The sequence below is a fragment of the Microcella sp. genome (assembly GCF_033763155.1).
Classification (GTDB): domain Bacteria; phylum Actinomycetota; class Actinomycetes; order Actinomycetales; family Microbacteriaceae; genus Microcella.
The window spans coordinates 1-13583 of sequence record NZ_JANRKZ010000112.1 but is presented as its reverse complement, the minus strand read 5'-3'; the positions used below and the strand labels follow the sequence as shown (position 1 = coordinate 13583).

General features: G+C 64.6%; 14 protein-coding genes and 1 pseudogene. 10 read left to right on the top strand and 5 right to left on the bottom strand.

Annotated elements, in window-relative coordinates; genetic code table 11:
* Window positions 1–369, top strand: a pseudogene (locus SFU54_RS05115) (hypothetical protein); the annotation flags it as partial.
* Between the two features lie 169 nt (window positions 370–538).
* Window positions 539–931 (top strand): hypothetical protein, encoded by a 393-nt coding sequence (locus SFU54_RS05110; RefSeq protein WP_319015218.1) that lies wholly within the window; start codon window positions 539–541, stop codon window positions 929–931.
* A gap of 18 nt (window positions 932–949) precedes the next feature.
* On the opposite strand, the gene SFU54_RS05105 is transcribed toward SFU54_RS05110, so the two are convergent.
* From SFU54_RS05105 to SFU54_RS05090, 4 genes are all read right to left on the bottom strand, one after another.
* Window positions 950–1612: a response regulator transcription factor gene (locus SFU54_RS05105; protein WP_319015217.1), complete on the bottom strand. Its 663-nt coding sequence runs from the start codon at window positions 1610–1612 to the stop codon at window positions 950–952.
* A complete protein-coding gene (locus SFU54_RS05100) occupies window positions 1609–3144 on the bottom strand; it encodes a HAMP domain-containing sensor histidine kinase (protein ID WP_319015216.1) in 1536 nt (511 codons plus the stop codon). Before SFU54_RS05100 ends, SFU54_RS05105 begins: the two co-directional genes overlap by 4 nt.
* A gap of 51 nt (window positions 3145–3195) precedes the next feature.
* On the bottom strand, window positions 3196–3645 hold the full coding sequence (locus tag SFU54_RS05095) for a hypothetical protein (RefSeq protein ID WP_319015215.1): 450 nt from the start codon (window positions 3643–3645) through the stop codon (window positions 3196–3198).
* 76 nt (window positions 3646–3721) lie between these two features.
* Window positions 3722–4693 carry an App1 family protein gene (locus SFU54_RS05090; protein WP_319015220.1) on the bottom strand — a complete coding sequence of 324 codons (972 nt, stop codon included), beginning with the start codon at window positions 4691–4693 and terminating at the stop codon, window positions 3722–3724.
* 283 nt (window positions 4694–4976) lie between these two features.
* Between SFU54_RS05090 and SFU54_RS05085 the strand changes: the two genes are divergently transcribed.
* From SFU54_RS05085 to SFU54_RS05065, 5 genes are all read left to right on the top strand, one after another.
* Window positions 4977–5618 carry a TetR family transcriptional regulator gene (locus tag SFU54_RS05085; protein ID WP_319015214.1) on the top strand — a complete coding sequence of 214 codons (642 nt, stop codon included), beginning with the start codon at window positions 4977–4979 and terminating at the stop codon, window positions 5616–5618.
* A gap of 161 nt (window positions 5619–5779) precedes the next feature.
* A complete protein-coding gene (locus tag SFU54_RS05080) occupies window positions 5780–6604 on the top strand; it encodes an ABC transporter ATP-binding protein (RefSeq protein WP_319015213.1) in 825 nt (274 codons plus the stop codon).
* Complete coding sequence (locus SFU54_RS05075) at window positions 6601–7329, top strand: ABC transporter permease (RefSeq protein ID WP_319015212.1); 729 nt, start codon at window positions 6601–6603, stop codon at window positions 7327–7329. The genes SFU54_RS05080 and SFU54_RS05075 overlap by 4 nt, the downstream gene beginning before the upstream one ends.
* Window positions 7326–8063 carry an ABC transporter permease gene (locus tag SFU54_RS05070; protein ID WP_319015211.1) on the top strand — a complete coding sequence of 246 codons (738 nt, stop codon included), beginning with the start codon at window positions 7326–7328 and terminating at the stop codon, window positions 8061–8063. The genes SFU54_RS05075 and SFU54_RS05070 overlap by 4 nt, the downstream gene beginning before the upstream one ends.
* 17 nt (window positions 8064–8080) lie before the next feature.
* Entirely contained in the window at window positions 8081–8992 is a 912-nt protein-coding gene (locus SFU54_RS05065; RefSeq protein ID WP_319015210.1) for an ABC transporter substrate-binding protein, read from the top strand.
* Between the two features lie 75 nt (window positions 8993–9067).
* Here the strand turns inward: SFU54_RS05065 and SFU54_RS05060 are convergent, their stop codons facing one another.
* Complete coding sequence (locus tag SFU54_RS05060) at window positions 9068–9739, bottom strand: DedA family protein (RefSeq protein WP_319015209.1); 672 nt, start codon at window positions 9737–9739, stop codon at window positions 9068–9070.
* A gap of 144 nt (window positions 9740–9883) precedes the next feature.
* On the opposite strand from SFU54_RS05060, the gene SFU54_RS05055 reads away from it, so the two are divergent.
* From SFU54_RS05055 to SFU54_RS05045, 3 genes are all read left to right on the top strand, one after another.
* Entirely contained in the window at window positions 9884–11311 is a 1428-nt protein-coding gene (locus SFU54_RS05055) for a cytochrome ubiquinol oxidase subunit I (protein WP_319015208.1), read from the top strand.
* 21 nt (window positions 11312–11332) lie between these two features.
* Window positions 11333–12349 (top strand): cytochrome d ubiquinol oxidase subunit II, encoded by a 1017-nt coding sequence (gene cydB / locus SFU54_RS05050; protein WP_319015207.1) that lies wholly within the window; start codon window positions 11333–11335, stop codon window positions 12347–12349.
* Window positions 12346–13583, top strand: a 1238-nt coding sequence (locus SFU54_RS05045) for an ABC transporter ATP-binding protein/permease (protein WP_319015219.1), incomplete at its 3' end; no start/stop codon positions are given. The genes cydB and SFU54_RS05045, both read left to right, overlap by 4 nt.

The window sequence follows — 13583 nt, the reverse complement described above, 5'->3', positions numbered from 1 at the left end:
GTCGCTGGGGGCGCGGCGAGCGTCGCCAACGCTATTCCGTTGATCGAAAACGCCACGGGCCTCTCGGTTCCCGGCATTGACACTCTGACCGGGGGTGACGACCGCATCGAGCTCGACTTCCGCGTCGACAGCGACAGCATCACGTCGCCCGCGACCCCGTCGCCGGCGTCGCCGGTGTCGGCGGACAGCCCGGTGACGCCGCAGACCCCGGCCTCGCCCCTGAGCCCTGCGTCGCCCCTGAGCCCTGCGTCGGTTGACACGCCTCCGACCCCGGCGAGCCCGGCTTCGGTCGATGGCCCCGATGAGGACAACAGCACGGACGACAACAGCACCGACGACAACAGCACCGACGACAACGCGAACGGCTAAGCCGACGGTGCGGCACACAGTGCCGCACGACTCACGGCATGCCCGCCAGAACGATAGCCCTCGATGAGAGCACTCTCATCGAGGGCTATCGCTTTCACCGGCGCGAACCTTCACACTGATAAGGACCAATCGTGCAGCGAGAGAGCTGCCCCAACGAGAGCAGAGAGCCATGGCAGCAACACCGTCTTGGATCACGATCTCCGCACTGTCCGCGTTGAGCCTCGGCGTCATCGCGTCAGGGGCGATCGGCGTTGCCCAGGCAATGCCCCTCGTCAACTCGACCACAACCGCCGAGGTTCCCCCGATCTCGACGACGCCCGTGGGGGGCAAAGAAGGCATTGGCACCGATGGTGTCGCTCAACCGACAGTGACGAGCTCGCCCGCTCCTGCATCGACACCCGGCGTTGACCCGGTCACGATTCCGTCGCCGCAACCGGTGGCGCCGCGTCCCGCTGCGACGGCGGGCACCTCAGTCCCGAGCCCCGTGAGTGTCGACGACGACTCCAGCGGGTCGAACAGCGGCTCCGGCAATTCCGGTTCAGGAAGCGACTCCGACGATTAGCGTGCGGGTCGCGTGGCGTCACACCAAGCGATAGCCCATGCCGCGCACGGTCTCGATATGATCTGCGCCGATCTTGGAACGCAAGTAGCGAACGTAGACGTCGACGACATTCGATCCAGGGTCGAAGTCAAAGCCCCACACTCTGCTGAGCAGCTGCTCGCGCGACAGCACTTGTTCGGGGTGTCGCAAGAATTGCTCGGCGAGAGCGAATTCTCGAGCCGACAAGTCGAGCGACCGGCCACCCACCGACACTCGCCGCGTCTTCAAGTCGAGCGTCACGTCTCCGTGCGTGAGCACTGATTCGACGACCGTCTGCTGGGTCGACTCTCGCAGGCGCAGACGGATGCGGGCCACGAGTTCGTCAAACTTGAACGGCTTCGGCAAATAGTCGTTGGCGCCCCCGTCGAGGCCCGCGACGGTGTCGTCGACGCTCGTCCGTGCGGTCAACATGATGATCGGCATGGTTTCGCCCCGGGTGCGCAACCGCTTGAGAACCTCAAAGCCGTCAATTCCCGGCAGGCCAACGTCGAGCAACACGAGATCGAACGAACCCGTTGCGATGTAGTCGAGAGCATCGAGGCCGTTCTCGACGACGGTGGGTGTGTAGCCCGCGGCCGATAGGCCTTTGTCGATGAATGACGAAATGCGCTTTTCGTCTTCGACAATCAAGATGCTGCTCACTCAGAACTCCTTGCGGGGCGTGTGGACGGGCTGGCAAGACGAGAGTTCTCGGCGTCGTCAAAGCCGACAGCGGGCGGCGGCGGGGCAGCGGCCACCTCGAGGGTGGGCACAACAATGCCGAACCGAGCGCCTGCGGGTGAGCTGTCAAGACTGACGTACCCGCCATGGGCGCGCGCGATCGCCGCGACGATCGGAAGTCCGAGTCCCGAGCCGGCGATTCCCCGACCGGTGTCGGCCCGCCCGAAGCGCTCGAAGATGCGTTTCTCGGCCCCGGCCGGAATTCCGGGCCCTTCGTCGGCAACCCAAAACTCAACAGTTCGCGCATACGCCGTGCTGCCCACCCGCACCGTTGACCCCTCGGGCGAGTACTTTGCAGCGTTGTCGGCGAGCTGAAGCCACGCTTGCGTGAGGCGTGACGGTGACAACGGCGCAACGACATCGGCCGTGCTCTCGAGAACCCACGTGCGGCCCGGAATCGCTTGCATTTTGCTGAAGACGAGGTGAGTTAGGTCTCCGACATCGGTCGGTTCTGTCAAGACGTTGTGTCGCTCAACCCGCGCGAGTGCGTCGATGTCGGTGACAAGCTCTGCCATGCGATCGAGTTCATCAATCGCGATGTCACGCACCGCAAGAACATCGTCGGGCTTGGTGGCGTCGAGCAGCTCCAGATGGCCTCGCACGATCGTGATGGGCGTCTTGAGCTCGTGTCTCACATCATCGAGCAGTTGGCGCTGACTCGTGAGCGCCTCATCGATGCGATCGAGCATCGCGTTGACGGTTTCGGTGAGTGCCGATACGTCATCCCGACCATTAACGGGAATCCGCTCGCTCACATCTTCGGCCGTGATGCGCGACGCCGTTTCTGACAAACGACGCAGCGGCGCGAGCAGTCGACCAGCAACGAACCAGCCGATGACCCCGATGGCAGCAAGAGACAACGCGGCGAGCCCGGCATAGGTCAGAAAGGCGCCACCCACTTCGTCGACCGCGCGCTGCGCATCGAGAGCCGTGACATAGACGCCCAGCTCGGGGTCTCCGTCGATGACAACGGGAACGCTGACATACCTCAGGGTTCCCACTGTCGTGATCGCTGTCCCGACGGTGACCTGACCGCCGGATGCTTCGTTCCAGGCACGCTTGATAAATTCCGGATCATCTTCGAGCGAGAACGCGGTTTCGACTCCCGGAATGAGGCGCGCTTGGCCATCGATGATGCCGACACTGCTTTCGTGTCGGCCGGGCACGATGCGCGACAAGATGTCGTCGAGCGCCCCCGCTGTCGTCGCCGGGGGCGCATCGACGGTTGCGTCGCTCTCTGATTCGCTATCGGTGGGGGTCGAAGTGCCGGTCACGATTCCGCGAGCGGCTTCGACCGACGCGAGCAACTCGGCGTCGAGCCCCTCGACAACGCGGTCGCGTTGAACGATGTAGGCGGCAATGCCCGAGACGGACATCCCGAGCGCTGTGACGATGAGAATGACGGCGAGAATGCGCGATCGCACCGAGAACCGGGGGAGCGCGGATCGCTGCATTTCACCATTATCGGCGGGGGAGTGGCGCGCGGCGGCCAGATGAGAAGACTCTCACTGCCGACCGGCCCAGTCGCGCGCGAGGGCGCGGAGGTCAACGATCTCGTCAGGCTCAATGTGAAGGCCGCTGTCGCTTCCCCCGACCCGGCCGCTGATGAGCACGAATTTGCTCGAGAGGGCGTTTCGCAGGGCTCGTGATGATCGCGCTGAGAGCACGAGAGGAATGACCGCGGTGCCGTCGTCGAGCAGCGCATCGGCGCCGACCACGCCCTCTGGCGCTCGGCGTTCGCCGCCGACGAGCACTGTGCGCCCCGAACTGCGATGGTCGAGCTCGACCAGGGCGCACGTTTCTGCGACTGCCAAGAGCGCCGCGAACGGCACGAGCGATTCGGTCGCTCGCGGGCGCGGCGGTGCGACGACAACGGGAGGGGAGGGAATGTCGGCGGCATCGACGAAGAGCACGGGATGCTCCGCTGACGCGCGCCGCGACATGCGTCGGGCCATGCCGCACCTCCCCGCACCAGAGTCGTCGTCGAGACGAGTCTATCGAACATGTGTTCGAAACGGGATGCGGCGAGCGCTACTCGTCGGTGGCCTGAAGCACGCCGACGCGCGCGAGTTGCTCGGCGAGTCCAGCGCCATCGGGCGCCCACACCCACGGCGCCTTGCCAGGTCGGGCATCGTCATCATCGAGGTGGCTCCGGCCACCGGCGAGCACGGCTTCGGGAGTCGTCAGTTGTCGAATGGCGACGGCCGCGACGTTGTCAGGAAACTCGGCTTCGAACGCGCGGTAGATGGCCTCGTCATGCTGCCCGTCGTCGCCGATCAGCACCCACCGGATGTGCGGAAACTCACGGGCGAGGCGCGCGAGACTTTCGCGCTTGTGTTGTTGGCCACTGCGAAAGAGACGGTCGTGCGTCGGCCCCCAGTCGGTAAGCAACATCGTGCCCGACGGGTAGAGGTGTCGACTCATGAATCGGTCGAGCGTGGGGGCAACGTTCCAGGCCCCGGTCGACAGGTAGATGACGGGAGATCCGGCGTGCTCGCGGGCGAGCCGCTCGAGAAGCACGGCCATGCCCGGAACCGGGCGACGCGCATGCTCGTCGAGCACAAACGTGTTCCATGCGGCGAGGAAGGGGCGAGGCAACGCCGTGACCATGACCGTGTCGTCGATGTCGCTGACGATGCCGATGCGAGCATCCGGATCCACCACAAAGATGCGCGCCGTCACAGGGGCTGACCCGGTGGCTTGCAGGGTGATCGTGCGCACTCCGGGGGCGAGATCCACTTCAAGGTCAACGTCGACCACCCCGCCTCGGTCGGCGTTGACCGTGAACTCGCGGCCTCCCGCGGTGATGGTTACTGCGCAATCCGCGACGGGGATGCTCACGAAGCTTCGCCACCCACGAATCGTCGTGGGGGTGGGGCGAGATCGGTCAGTGCGCGCCAGCAAAACGCGACACAACACGCGAACGAATCCCGCACCTCCATAGCCGCTGTAGGGAATCACCACGGGCTCAAGGCCACGACGCCGACCTTGCTTTTCGCGCATGCGGTGAAAGCGATCTTCGAGCGCAACCGCCCGGCGCGCCCACGGAGCGCGCGGCGCAGGGGCGGGGCTGTCGCTCGTGGCTGGCACGCGTCCAGTGTGTCAGACCTGGGCCACCACGGAACGGTCCGCGGTGGGCAGAACACCCCCATGTGGAGTCGGGGTGAACAGATCTGTCCACTGTTTGCGGCATTCGCAGAGCGAATATGTAGCCATAATAAACATCGCGCCAACGCGTGATTCGCTCACATCGAGGAGTACGCTGGCCGCGTCGAAAGGGAACACCGTGAACGTCATTGACTCCGGAACGGCATTGCTGAGCACCTCCGCACTCATTCGTAATGAGCCGGTTCAGGCCCGCAGCACCGCTCGCCTCGCCACGTTGCTCGACTCGGCGGCAGCCGTGATCGACGAGATTGGTTACGAGCGCCTCACGACCGCGATGGTCGCCGAGCGCGCCGGTGCATCGATCGGCACCGTCTACCGCTACTTCCCCGACCGCATTGCCGTGTTGCAGAGTCTTGCGGCCCGAAACTCGGAACGACTGCTCGGCAGCATCTCTGCCGAACTGGCGGCAGGGCGCCACGCGTCGGCGACGGATGCTGTGCTCGCGGTCGCGCACGTGACAGCCGAGCTGTTCCGCACCGAGCCGGGCTACCGCTCGCTTCGCGTCGGCGACGTGCTCGACCTGCTCCCGCCGCAGACGGACGCCACGGCCAACGCCGTCGTCGCTGACACGGTCACCGACGCCCTCGTTGCCGGGTACGGCGTGAGCGACTCTGCTGACGTGCGGCTCACGGTCGGCACGGCGATCGAGATCATCGACGCCTTGGTGGCACGAGCGTTCGCTCGCGCGCCGAAGGGCGACGCTCGCTTGTTGACTGAGGCAGACCGCGCGGTGCGCGCCGTTCTGGCTGGTCGCCTCTAGTCACGAGGCGCCGTCGGTCGTCTCGAGACGGCTACGTGGTTGCTCCGTCTGGAGAAGTGCCCAGAATGTGAGCAATTCGGAATACCTTCTGCTCTCAATGCTGTTTGACTGGGCATGCGCTGTGCGCGTGCGCATTTGACAACGGCAGAGGAGAGAGCACCGTGATCGAGTTCCGCTCCATCTCCAAGAGGTTTGACAACGGCACCCTGGCCGTTGACGACTTCAGCGTGACGATGCCCAGCCGACAAACGACCGTTCTGGTGGGGTCGAGCGGATCCGGCAAGACCACCCTGCTGCGCATGATCAACCGCATGGTCGATGCCACGAGCGGTGCGCTCGAGATCGACGGGGAGAACGTCTCGACGATTGAGCCGGTGCAGTTGCGGCGTCGCATTGGCTACGTCATGCAAAACTCAGGGCTGTTGCCGCACCGCCGCGTTATCGACAACATCGCGACGGTCCCGCGTCTCAACGGCGTGCCCAAGAAAGAGGCGCACGCTCGTGCTCTCGAATTGATGGACACCGTCGGGCTTGATCGTGACATGGCCGAGCGATACCCCGCTCAGCTGTCGGGGGGCCAACAGCAGCGCGTCGGGGTGGCGCGGGGACTGGCTGTTGACCCCAACATCTTGCTCATGGACGAGCCGTTCGGCGCCGTCGATCCCATCGTGCGTGCCGACCTGCAGCACGAGCTCGTGCGGTTGCAACGCGAGCTCGGCAAGACGGTCGTGTTTGTCACGCATGACATCGATGAAGCGTTCTTGCTGGGCGACCAGGTGGTCATTCTCGAGAAGGGTGGCCGTATCGCGCAGAAGGGCTCGCCCGCTGAGATTCTCGCCAACCCCGCGAGCGACTTCGTCGCGAGCTTCATCGGCGCCGATCGCGGCAAGCGTGCGCTCAGCATCCAGACCGTCAACGGCGCACAGGTGCTCATCGACGGCGACGGCAATCTCGCGGGTCGGCTCGTTGACAAGGGTCGAGCGTGACCTGGGTCATCAACAACCTTGACCTGATCCTCGAGCTCACGCTCGAGCACATTCGGTTGAGCATCGTGCCGATTGTGCTGGGCTTCATCATCGCGATTCCGCTCGGCTGGTTCGCCTACCGCTATCGGCTCACACGCGGGCTCATCCTCACGCTGGTCGGCCTGCTCTACACGATCCCTTCGCTCGCGTTGTTTGTGATTTTGCCGCCGCTGCTCGGTATCGGCTTTCTCAGCGAAGCGAACGTGCTCATCGCCCTGACGATCTATGCCGTCGCGATCATGGCGCGCTCGGTCGCGGAGGCGCTGCAGAGCGTCGACCCCGATGTGCGGCAAGCCGCGACCGCGGTTGGCTACTCAAGCTGGAGTCGGTTCTGGACGGTCGACCTCCCGCTTGCCGGGCCTGTGCTGCTCGCGGGTCTTCGCGTCGTGGCGGTGAGCACCGTGAGCCTGCTCACCGTCGGCATCGTCGTCGGGGTGCAAAGCCTCGGGTATTTGTTCACCAACGGGTTTCAGCGCGGCATCGTCGAAGAAGTGCTTGCCGGCGTCGTCATGACGGTCATCGTTGCGTTGCTCTTTGACGGGGCGCTCGTGCTGCTCGGCCGCGCGCTCATGCCCTGGACGCGCGTGCGCCGTCCGACGACGAACCGGTCGGTCGAGAGTCAGCAAGGCATCGAGACGCCCGTTCGTGCCGTCGGGCGCGGCGTGCAGCAGGGGGCGCTGCAATGAGTCTCTTTGTGGATGCGTGGCTCTGGCTTGTCGACCCCCTCAACTGGCAGGGCGACGGGTCGATTCCGGTGCGCATCGCCGAACACCTCTTCTACACGGTTCTCGCAGTACTGGCGGCCGCACTCATCGCGATTCCCGTCGGCTGGCTGATCGGACACACGGGGCGCGGGCGCGAGCTCGCCATTGGCATTTCGGGCGCCGCGCGAGCGCTGCCGACCTTCGGTTTGCTCTACCTCTTCGTGATGCTCGTGGGCGTCACGCTGCGAGGGCCGTCGACCGTGTTTGTGCTCGTGCTGCTCGCGATACCGCCCATTCTTGCCGGAGCGTATGCGGGACTCGAGGTGATCGATCGGCGCACGATCGACGCCGCGCGCTCGATGGGCATGACCGAGTGGCAGATCCTGTGGAAGGTTGAAGTGCCGCTCGGCCTGCCGCTGTTGATCGGCGGTCTGCGCAGCGCAACCCTGCAAGTGGTTGCGACCGCGACGTTGGCGGCGTACGTCAACTTGGGTGGTCTTGGCTACGACATCGTGCAGGGCATCGCCCTCCGCACCTATGACCAGATGTTGGGCGCCGCCATCCTCGTCATCCTGCTTGCCCTACTGTTCGACGCATTGTTCGCGGTGCTCGAACGTTACGCGGTGCCGCGCGGAGTGCGCGCAGGCCGCGACACCGATGTGCGCACGACGCCAGCCGGGCGACGTGCGACGGCGGATGTGACCGCCACCACCTGAAGAAAAGAGACGAACGCATGTTCACAGCAAGGAACAAGGGCCGGTTTGCCATGACGGCGGCCGTGGTCGGGGCATCATTGGCCCTGGCAGGGTGCGCATCGGGTGACCCGCTGGCCCCGGACACCGACTCGGATGCACCGAGCGAAACGATCATCATCGGTTCGCAGGCGTACTACTCGAACGAAATCATTGCCGAGCTCTACGCTCAGGCCCTCGAAGAGGGTGGCTTTACGGTCGAGCGCAACTACCAGATCGGCCAGCGCGACGCCTACATTCCGGCTCTCGAAGCGGGAGAGATCGACCTCTTCCCCGAGTACACCGGCAACCTCCTCCAGTTCTGGAGCCCCGACACGACGGCCACGCAGGCCGACGAGGTGTTTGCCGAGTTGCAGACGGTCGTTCCCGAGGGCCTTCAGGTGCTCGACCAGTCGCCTGCTACCGACCAAGACAGCTACAACGTCACGGCGGAGTTCGCTGAGGCCAATGGTCTCGAGTCGATCGCCGATCTTGCGGGTGTCGAGGGCCTCATCCTCGGCGGTGCGCCCGAGCTCGAAGAGCGCCCGTACGGCCCGACCGGCCTCTCGTCGGTCTACGGCGTCACCGTGAGCTTCCAAGCGACGGGTGACACGACCGTTGAGTCGCTGCTCGAGGGAATCGTCAACGTCGCGAACGTCTACAGTGCTGACCCCCGCATCGGTCAGAACGGACTCGTCACGCTGAGCGACCCCGAGGGTCTCTTCCTCGCGTCGAACGTCGTTCCGATTGCCTCGGCCGACCTGCCGCAAGAGGCGATTGACATCATTAACGCCGTGAGCGCGGCGTTGACGCCCGAGGGTCTCGTCGCCCTCAACGTTCAGAGCACGGTCGACCAGCTCGGCTTCGCTGAGATCGCGACGCAGTGGCTCACCGAGAACGGCTTCATCGGCTAACCAGCCAGCTTTCTTGTTGTTCTCGCGAGGGGCGGGCGCCGTGGGCGTCCGCCCCTCGTGCACGCCGGGGCGAGGTTAGTCGTCGCGCGTCGTCGCGTCGCCGTCACCCGCGTGGTCGGCAAACCGGCCAACGTATCGGTCGAGAAGCTTCTTGACCGCAAACACCAGCAGCCAGAATCCGGCGATGACGCAAATAAAGATGAACGCCGCATAGTCCAATTGTTCGGCGATGCTCCGGTAGCCTTCGGCGGCGAGTGACCCGACGGTCACATATGCGAACGCCCAGGTAATGCACGCCGGCGTGAGCCAGGCCATGAAGGTGCGGTACCGCAAGCGGCTCATCCCGACAACGAGGGGTGTGAGCGAGTGCAAGACGGGCACAAACCGTGAGATGAACACGGCCACCCCGCCGCGGTGGTCGAGAAAGTTTTCGGCGCGCACCCAGTTCTTCTCGCCGATACGCGCGGCCAGGCGAGACGCACGCACGCGCGGCCCAAAAAAGCGGCCGATCGAGAATCCGATGGATGCTCCGACGAGGGCGCCGGCGATAACCGTGATCGTGAGCGCCCAGTATTCGGCTGGTGAGTCAACGGCTGTGCTCGCGACCAGTACGACGGTGTCGCCCGGCACGATCAGGCCCAACAGAATCGTTGTCTCCAACATGATGAACAGTCCGGCGAGCGCCGTACGCAGCATGGGGTCGACCCCCTGCACGAGGTCGAGAATCGCGTCGAGCCACTCGTTCACGTCGCGAGCCTATCGACGGCCGCCACGAACCATCTGACAATCAGGACCTTCGGCCCCTGTGGTGTGCCGCCCGCGTTCCTAGGCTCGAAACCGGCAGCTTCGCCGATTTTCATCCACCCATCTCGCAAGGCAGGTGACCCCCTCGTGGTCGAATGGCTCGATCCCCTCATCTTGGCCCGCTGGCAGTTCGGTCTCACGACCCTCTACCACTTCCTCTTCGTTCCGCTCACGATTGGCATGGTCATCCTTGTCGCCATCATGCAGACCGCATGGGTGCGCACCGGCAAGCTGAAGTACCTGCACTTGACGCGGTTGTTCGGCAAGATCTTTCTGATCAACTTCGCCATGGGCGTTGTCACCGGCATCGTGCAAGAGTTCCAGTTCGGCATGAACTGGAGCGACTACTCGCGCTTCGTCGGCGATGTCTTCGGCGCCCCGCTCGCGATGGAGGGCCTGCTCGCCTTCTTCCTCGAAGCCAGCATGATCGGGCTCTGGATTTTCGGCTGGGACAAGCTCCCGCAGAAACTGCACCTGGCGGTCATTTGGTTGCTGGCCCTCTCGACGACCCTGTCGGCATATTTCATCCTCGCGGCCAACGCGTTCATGCAGAACCCGGTGGGCTTCGAGATCAATGAGGAGTTGGGTCGGGCAGAGCTCACAGACATCGGCGCGGTGCTGACGAACCCCGTTGCTCTTGCACAGTTCCCCCACACACTCTTCGCCTCACTGATGTTCGCGGCCGTCGTGATGGTCGCGGTGGCCGCCTACCACCTGTCGAAGAACCAGTACCTCGACGAAATGCGCACCGCACTGCGGTTCGGGCTCATCGTCAACCTCGTGGCGTTCGTGGGCATCCTGATCTCTGGCGACCAGTTGGGCCTCGTCATGGTGGCCACTCAGCCGATGAAGATGGCTGCTGCTGAGGCGCTCTACGAGACCACCACAGCCGCGTCGTTCTCGATCTTCACGTGGGGCACGCCCGACGGATCGAGCGAACTCTTCTCGATTCGCATTCCCTACGTGCTCTCGTTCCTCTCGACGCACGACGTTATGGGAACCGTCGAAGGCATCAACGACCTGCAGGCGCAGTACCAGTCCGAGTTCGGCCCTGGCGACTACACGCCCATCATTTGGATCACCTACTGGAGCTTCCGCTGGATGATCGGCCTGGGCGCGATTGCTGCGCTCGTCTCGGTCGTCGGCCTGTGGCTCACGCGCGGTGGTCGCACTCCGCAAAAGGGATGGATGTGGAAGGTCGCGATCTGGTCGGCACCCGTGCCACTCGTCGCGAGCCTCGTTGGCTGGATCTTCACCGAAATGGGTCGGCAGCCGTGGATCGTGTTCGGCCTCATGAAGACCGAAGATGGCGTCTCACCCGGCGTCTCGGGCATCGAGGTGCTGATCTCGCTCATCGCCTTCACGCTCATCTACGGCGTGCTCGCGGTCGTCGAATTCACGCTCATCGTGCGCGCCGCCGTTGATGGCCCGAAGGACTGGGCGACGTACAGCGACGGTTCTGACGACAGCGGACAAGCCGACGTCGACCCCACCAAGCTCGCGACCGTCTACTAGGAATACGGAGACTTACGCATCATGGACCTCGCATACCTCTGGTTCGGAATCGTCGGATTCCTGTTCATCGGCTACTTCGTGCTCGACGGCTTCGACTTCGGCGTCGGGATGGCACTGCCCTTCCTCGGTAAAGACGACACCGATAAGCGCGTCATGATCAACACGATTGGCCCGGTGTGGGACTTGAACGAGACGTGGCTCATCGTGGCGGGTGCGTCGCTCTTCGCGGCCTTCCCCTACTGGTACGCCACCCTGTTCGACGGCTTCTACCTGGCCCTGCTGCTCATCTTGCTCGCCCTCATCGCACGCGGTGTCTCGTTTGAGTACCGCCGGCTGGGTAAGTCTGACCGCTGGAAGAGCTGGTTTGACTGGATGATCGTGGTCGGCTCGGCTGTTCCGGCACTGCTGTGGGGTGTCGCCTTCGCCAACATCATCCAGGGTGTGGCGATTGACGAGACCGGCACCTACACCGGCACCCTCTTCGATCTGCTCAACCCCTATGGGCTGCTCGGCGGGCTGACGACGCTCATGCTGTTCTTCACGCACGGCGTGCAGTTCCTCGCGCTCAAGACCGATGGTGACCTGCGACTGCGGGCCCAGGCGCTCGCCGTTCGCTCGGGACTCATCACGATCGTGGTGGCCGCGGCCTTCCTCGTGTGGACGGTTTTGCAGCACCTTGACATCGCACACTTGCCGGTGCTGGTGGGTCTTGCGGCCGCTGCTGCCGTGGCCCTCATCGGCTCGTGGGTGGCCAACCGGATCGGTCGCGAAAAGATTGCCTTCAGCCTCATGGCTGCAACGATCGCCCTCGCCGTCGCGAGCATCCTGGCTGCCCTGTACCCGAACGTGATGCCGTCGACCACTGACCCGGCCTTCAGCCTCACGATCGAGAACGCGTCGAGCTCGGACTACACGCTGCAGGTCATGACGTGGGTGGCGGTCATCATGATGCCGCTCGTGCTCGCCTACCAGGTGTTTACCTACTGGGTGTTCCGGCGTCGCGTCACTCGTGAGTCGATTCCGGTGGCAGCACACTGAAACCCCTCGACCCCCGACTGCTGAGAACCGCGTCGGCCGCCCGCACTCTGCTGGCGGCCGGTGCGGTTGTCGCGGTCGCCCACACGCTCAGCATCATCGCGTTCTGTTGGTTCGCGGCACAGTCGATCACGGGTGTCATTGAGGGCACCCCCATCGACGCGCTCGGCGGCCCGATTATTGCGACCGCCGTGAGCATTCTTGCCCGTGCCCTCACGCAGTCACTTCTTGACGGCCTCGCGGTGCAGGGGGCAGCACGCGTGAAGAGCCAATTGCGCGCCCGTGTGATCGCCGCGGTCGATGCCGGGGGTTCGGCGCTGCTGGGTTTGACGTCGAGCGCTCGCGTGGCCACATTGCTCGGCCAAGGGCTCGATGCTCTCGATGGCTATATCGGTCGTTACCTGCCTCAGCTGATCCTGACCGCGGTGGCCACGCCGATTATCGTCGCCGTCTTGTTGGTGGCCGACCCCGCCACGGGCATCACCGTCATTGTCACGCTGCCGATCATTCCGGTCTTCATGGTGCTCATCGGCATGTCGACCCGCGCCGTGCAACAGCGTCAATGGGCACTGCTCGGAACGCTCTCTCAGGGCTTTCTCGAGGTCGTTCAGGGCCTGTCGACCCTCATGGTTTTCGGCCGTCAGCACCGACAGGCCGATCGCATCGCGGCCGTGACAGAGCAGTATCGCCGACGCACCATGACCGTCTTGCGGTTGTCGTTTCTCTCGGGCTTCGCGCTCGAACTCGCCGCAAGCCTCTCGGTAGCGCTGGTAGCCGTATCGATCGGCATCCGGCTCATCGATGGGGAGATTTTGCTGGCGCTCGGGCTCTTCGTGCTCGTGCTCGTGCCCGAGGCGTACCTGCCGCTTCGGCAGGTCGGCGCGCAGTTCCACGCGGCCAGTGAGGGCATCGCCGCTGCCGACGATGTGCTCGCGCTCATTGAGTCGGCTCCCCGTGGTGCTCGTCGTGAGTCGCCCGCGGGTGACGCCGCGAACGCCTCTGACGTGACGAGCGCGCCAGGGGCATCGGTTCCCGCGCTTGCCATTCGCGAGCTCACCGTGCGGCGGGGCGACCACGTGGTCATCGACGCACTGACGGCGTCGTGGATGCCCGGCACCCTGCTCGCCATCACCGGGCCGAGCGGCGCCGGCAAGAGCTCGTTACTCGGAGCGGTGCTCGGTCTGGTTGACCACGAGGGCGTGGTCGAACTTGACGGATTACCCGTGTCTCCGGCCGA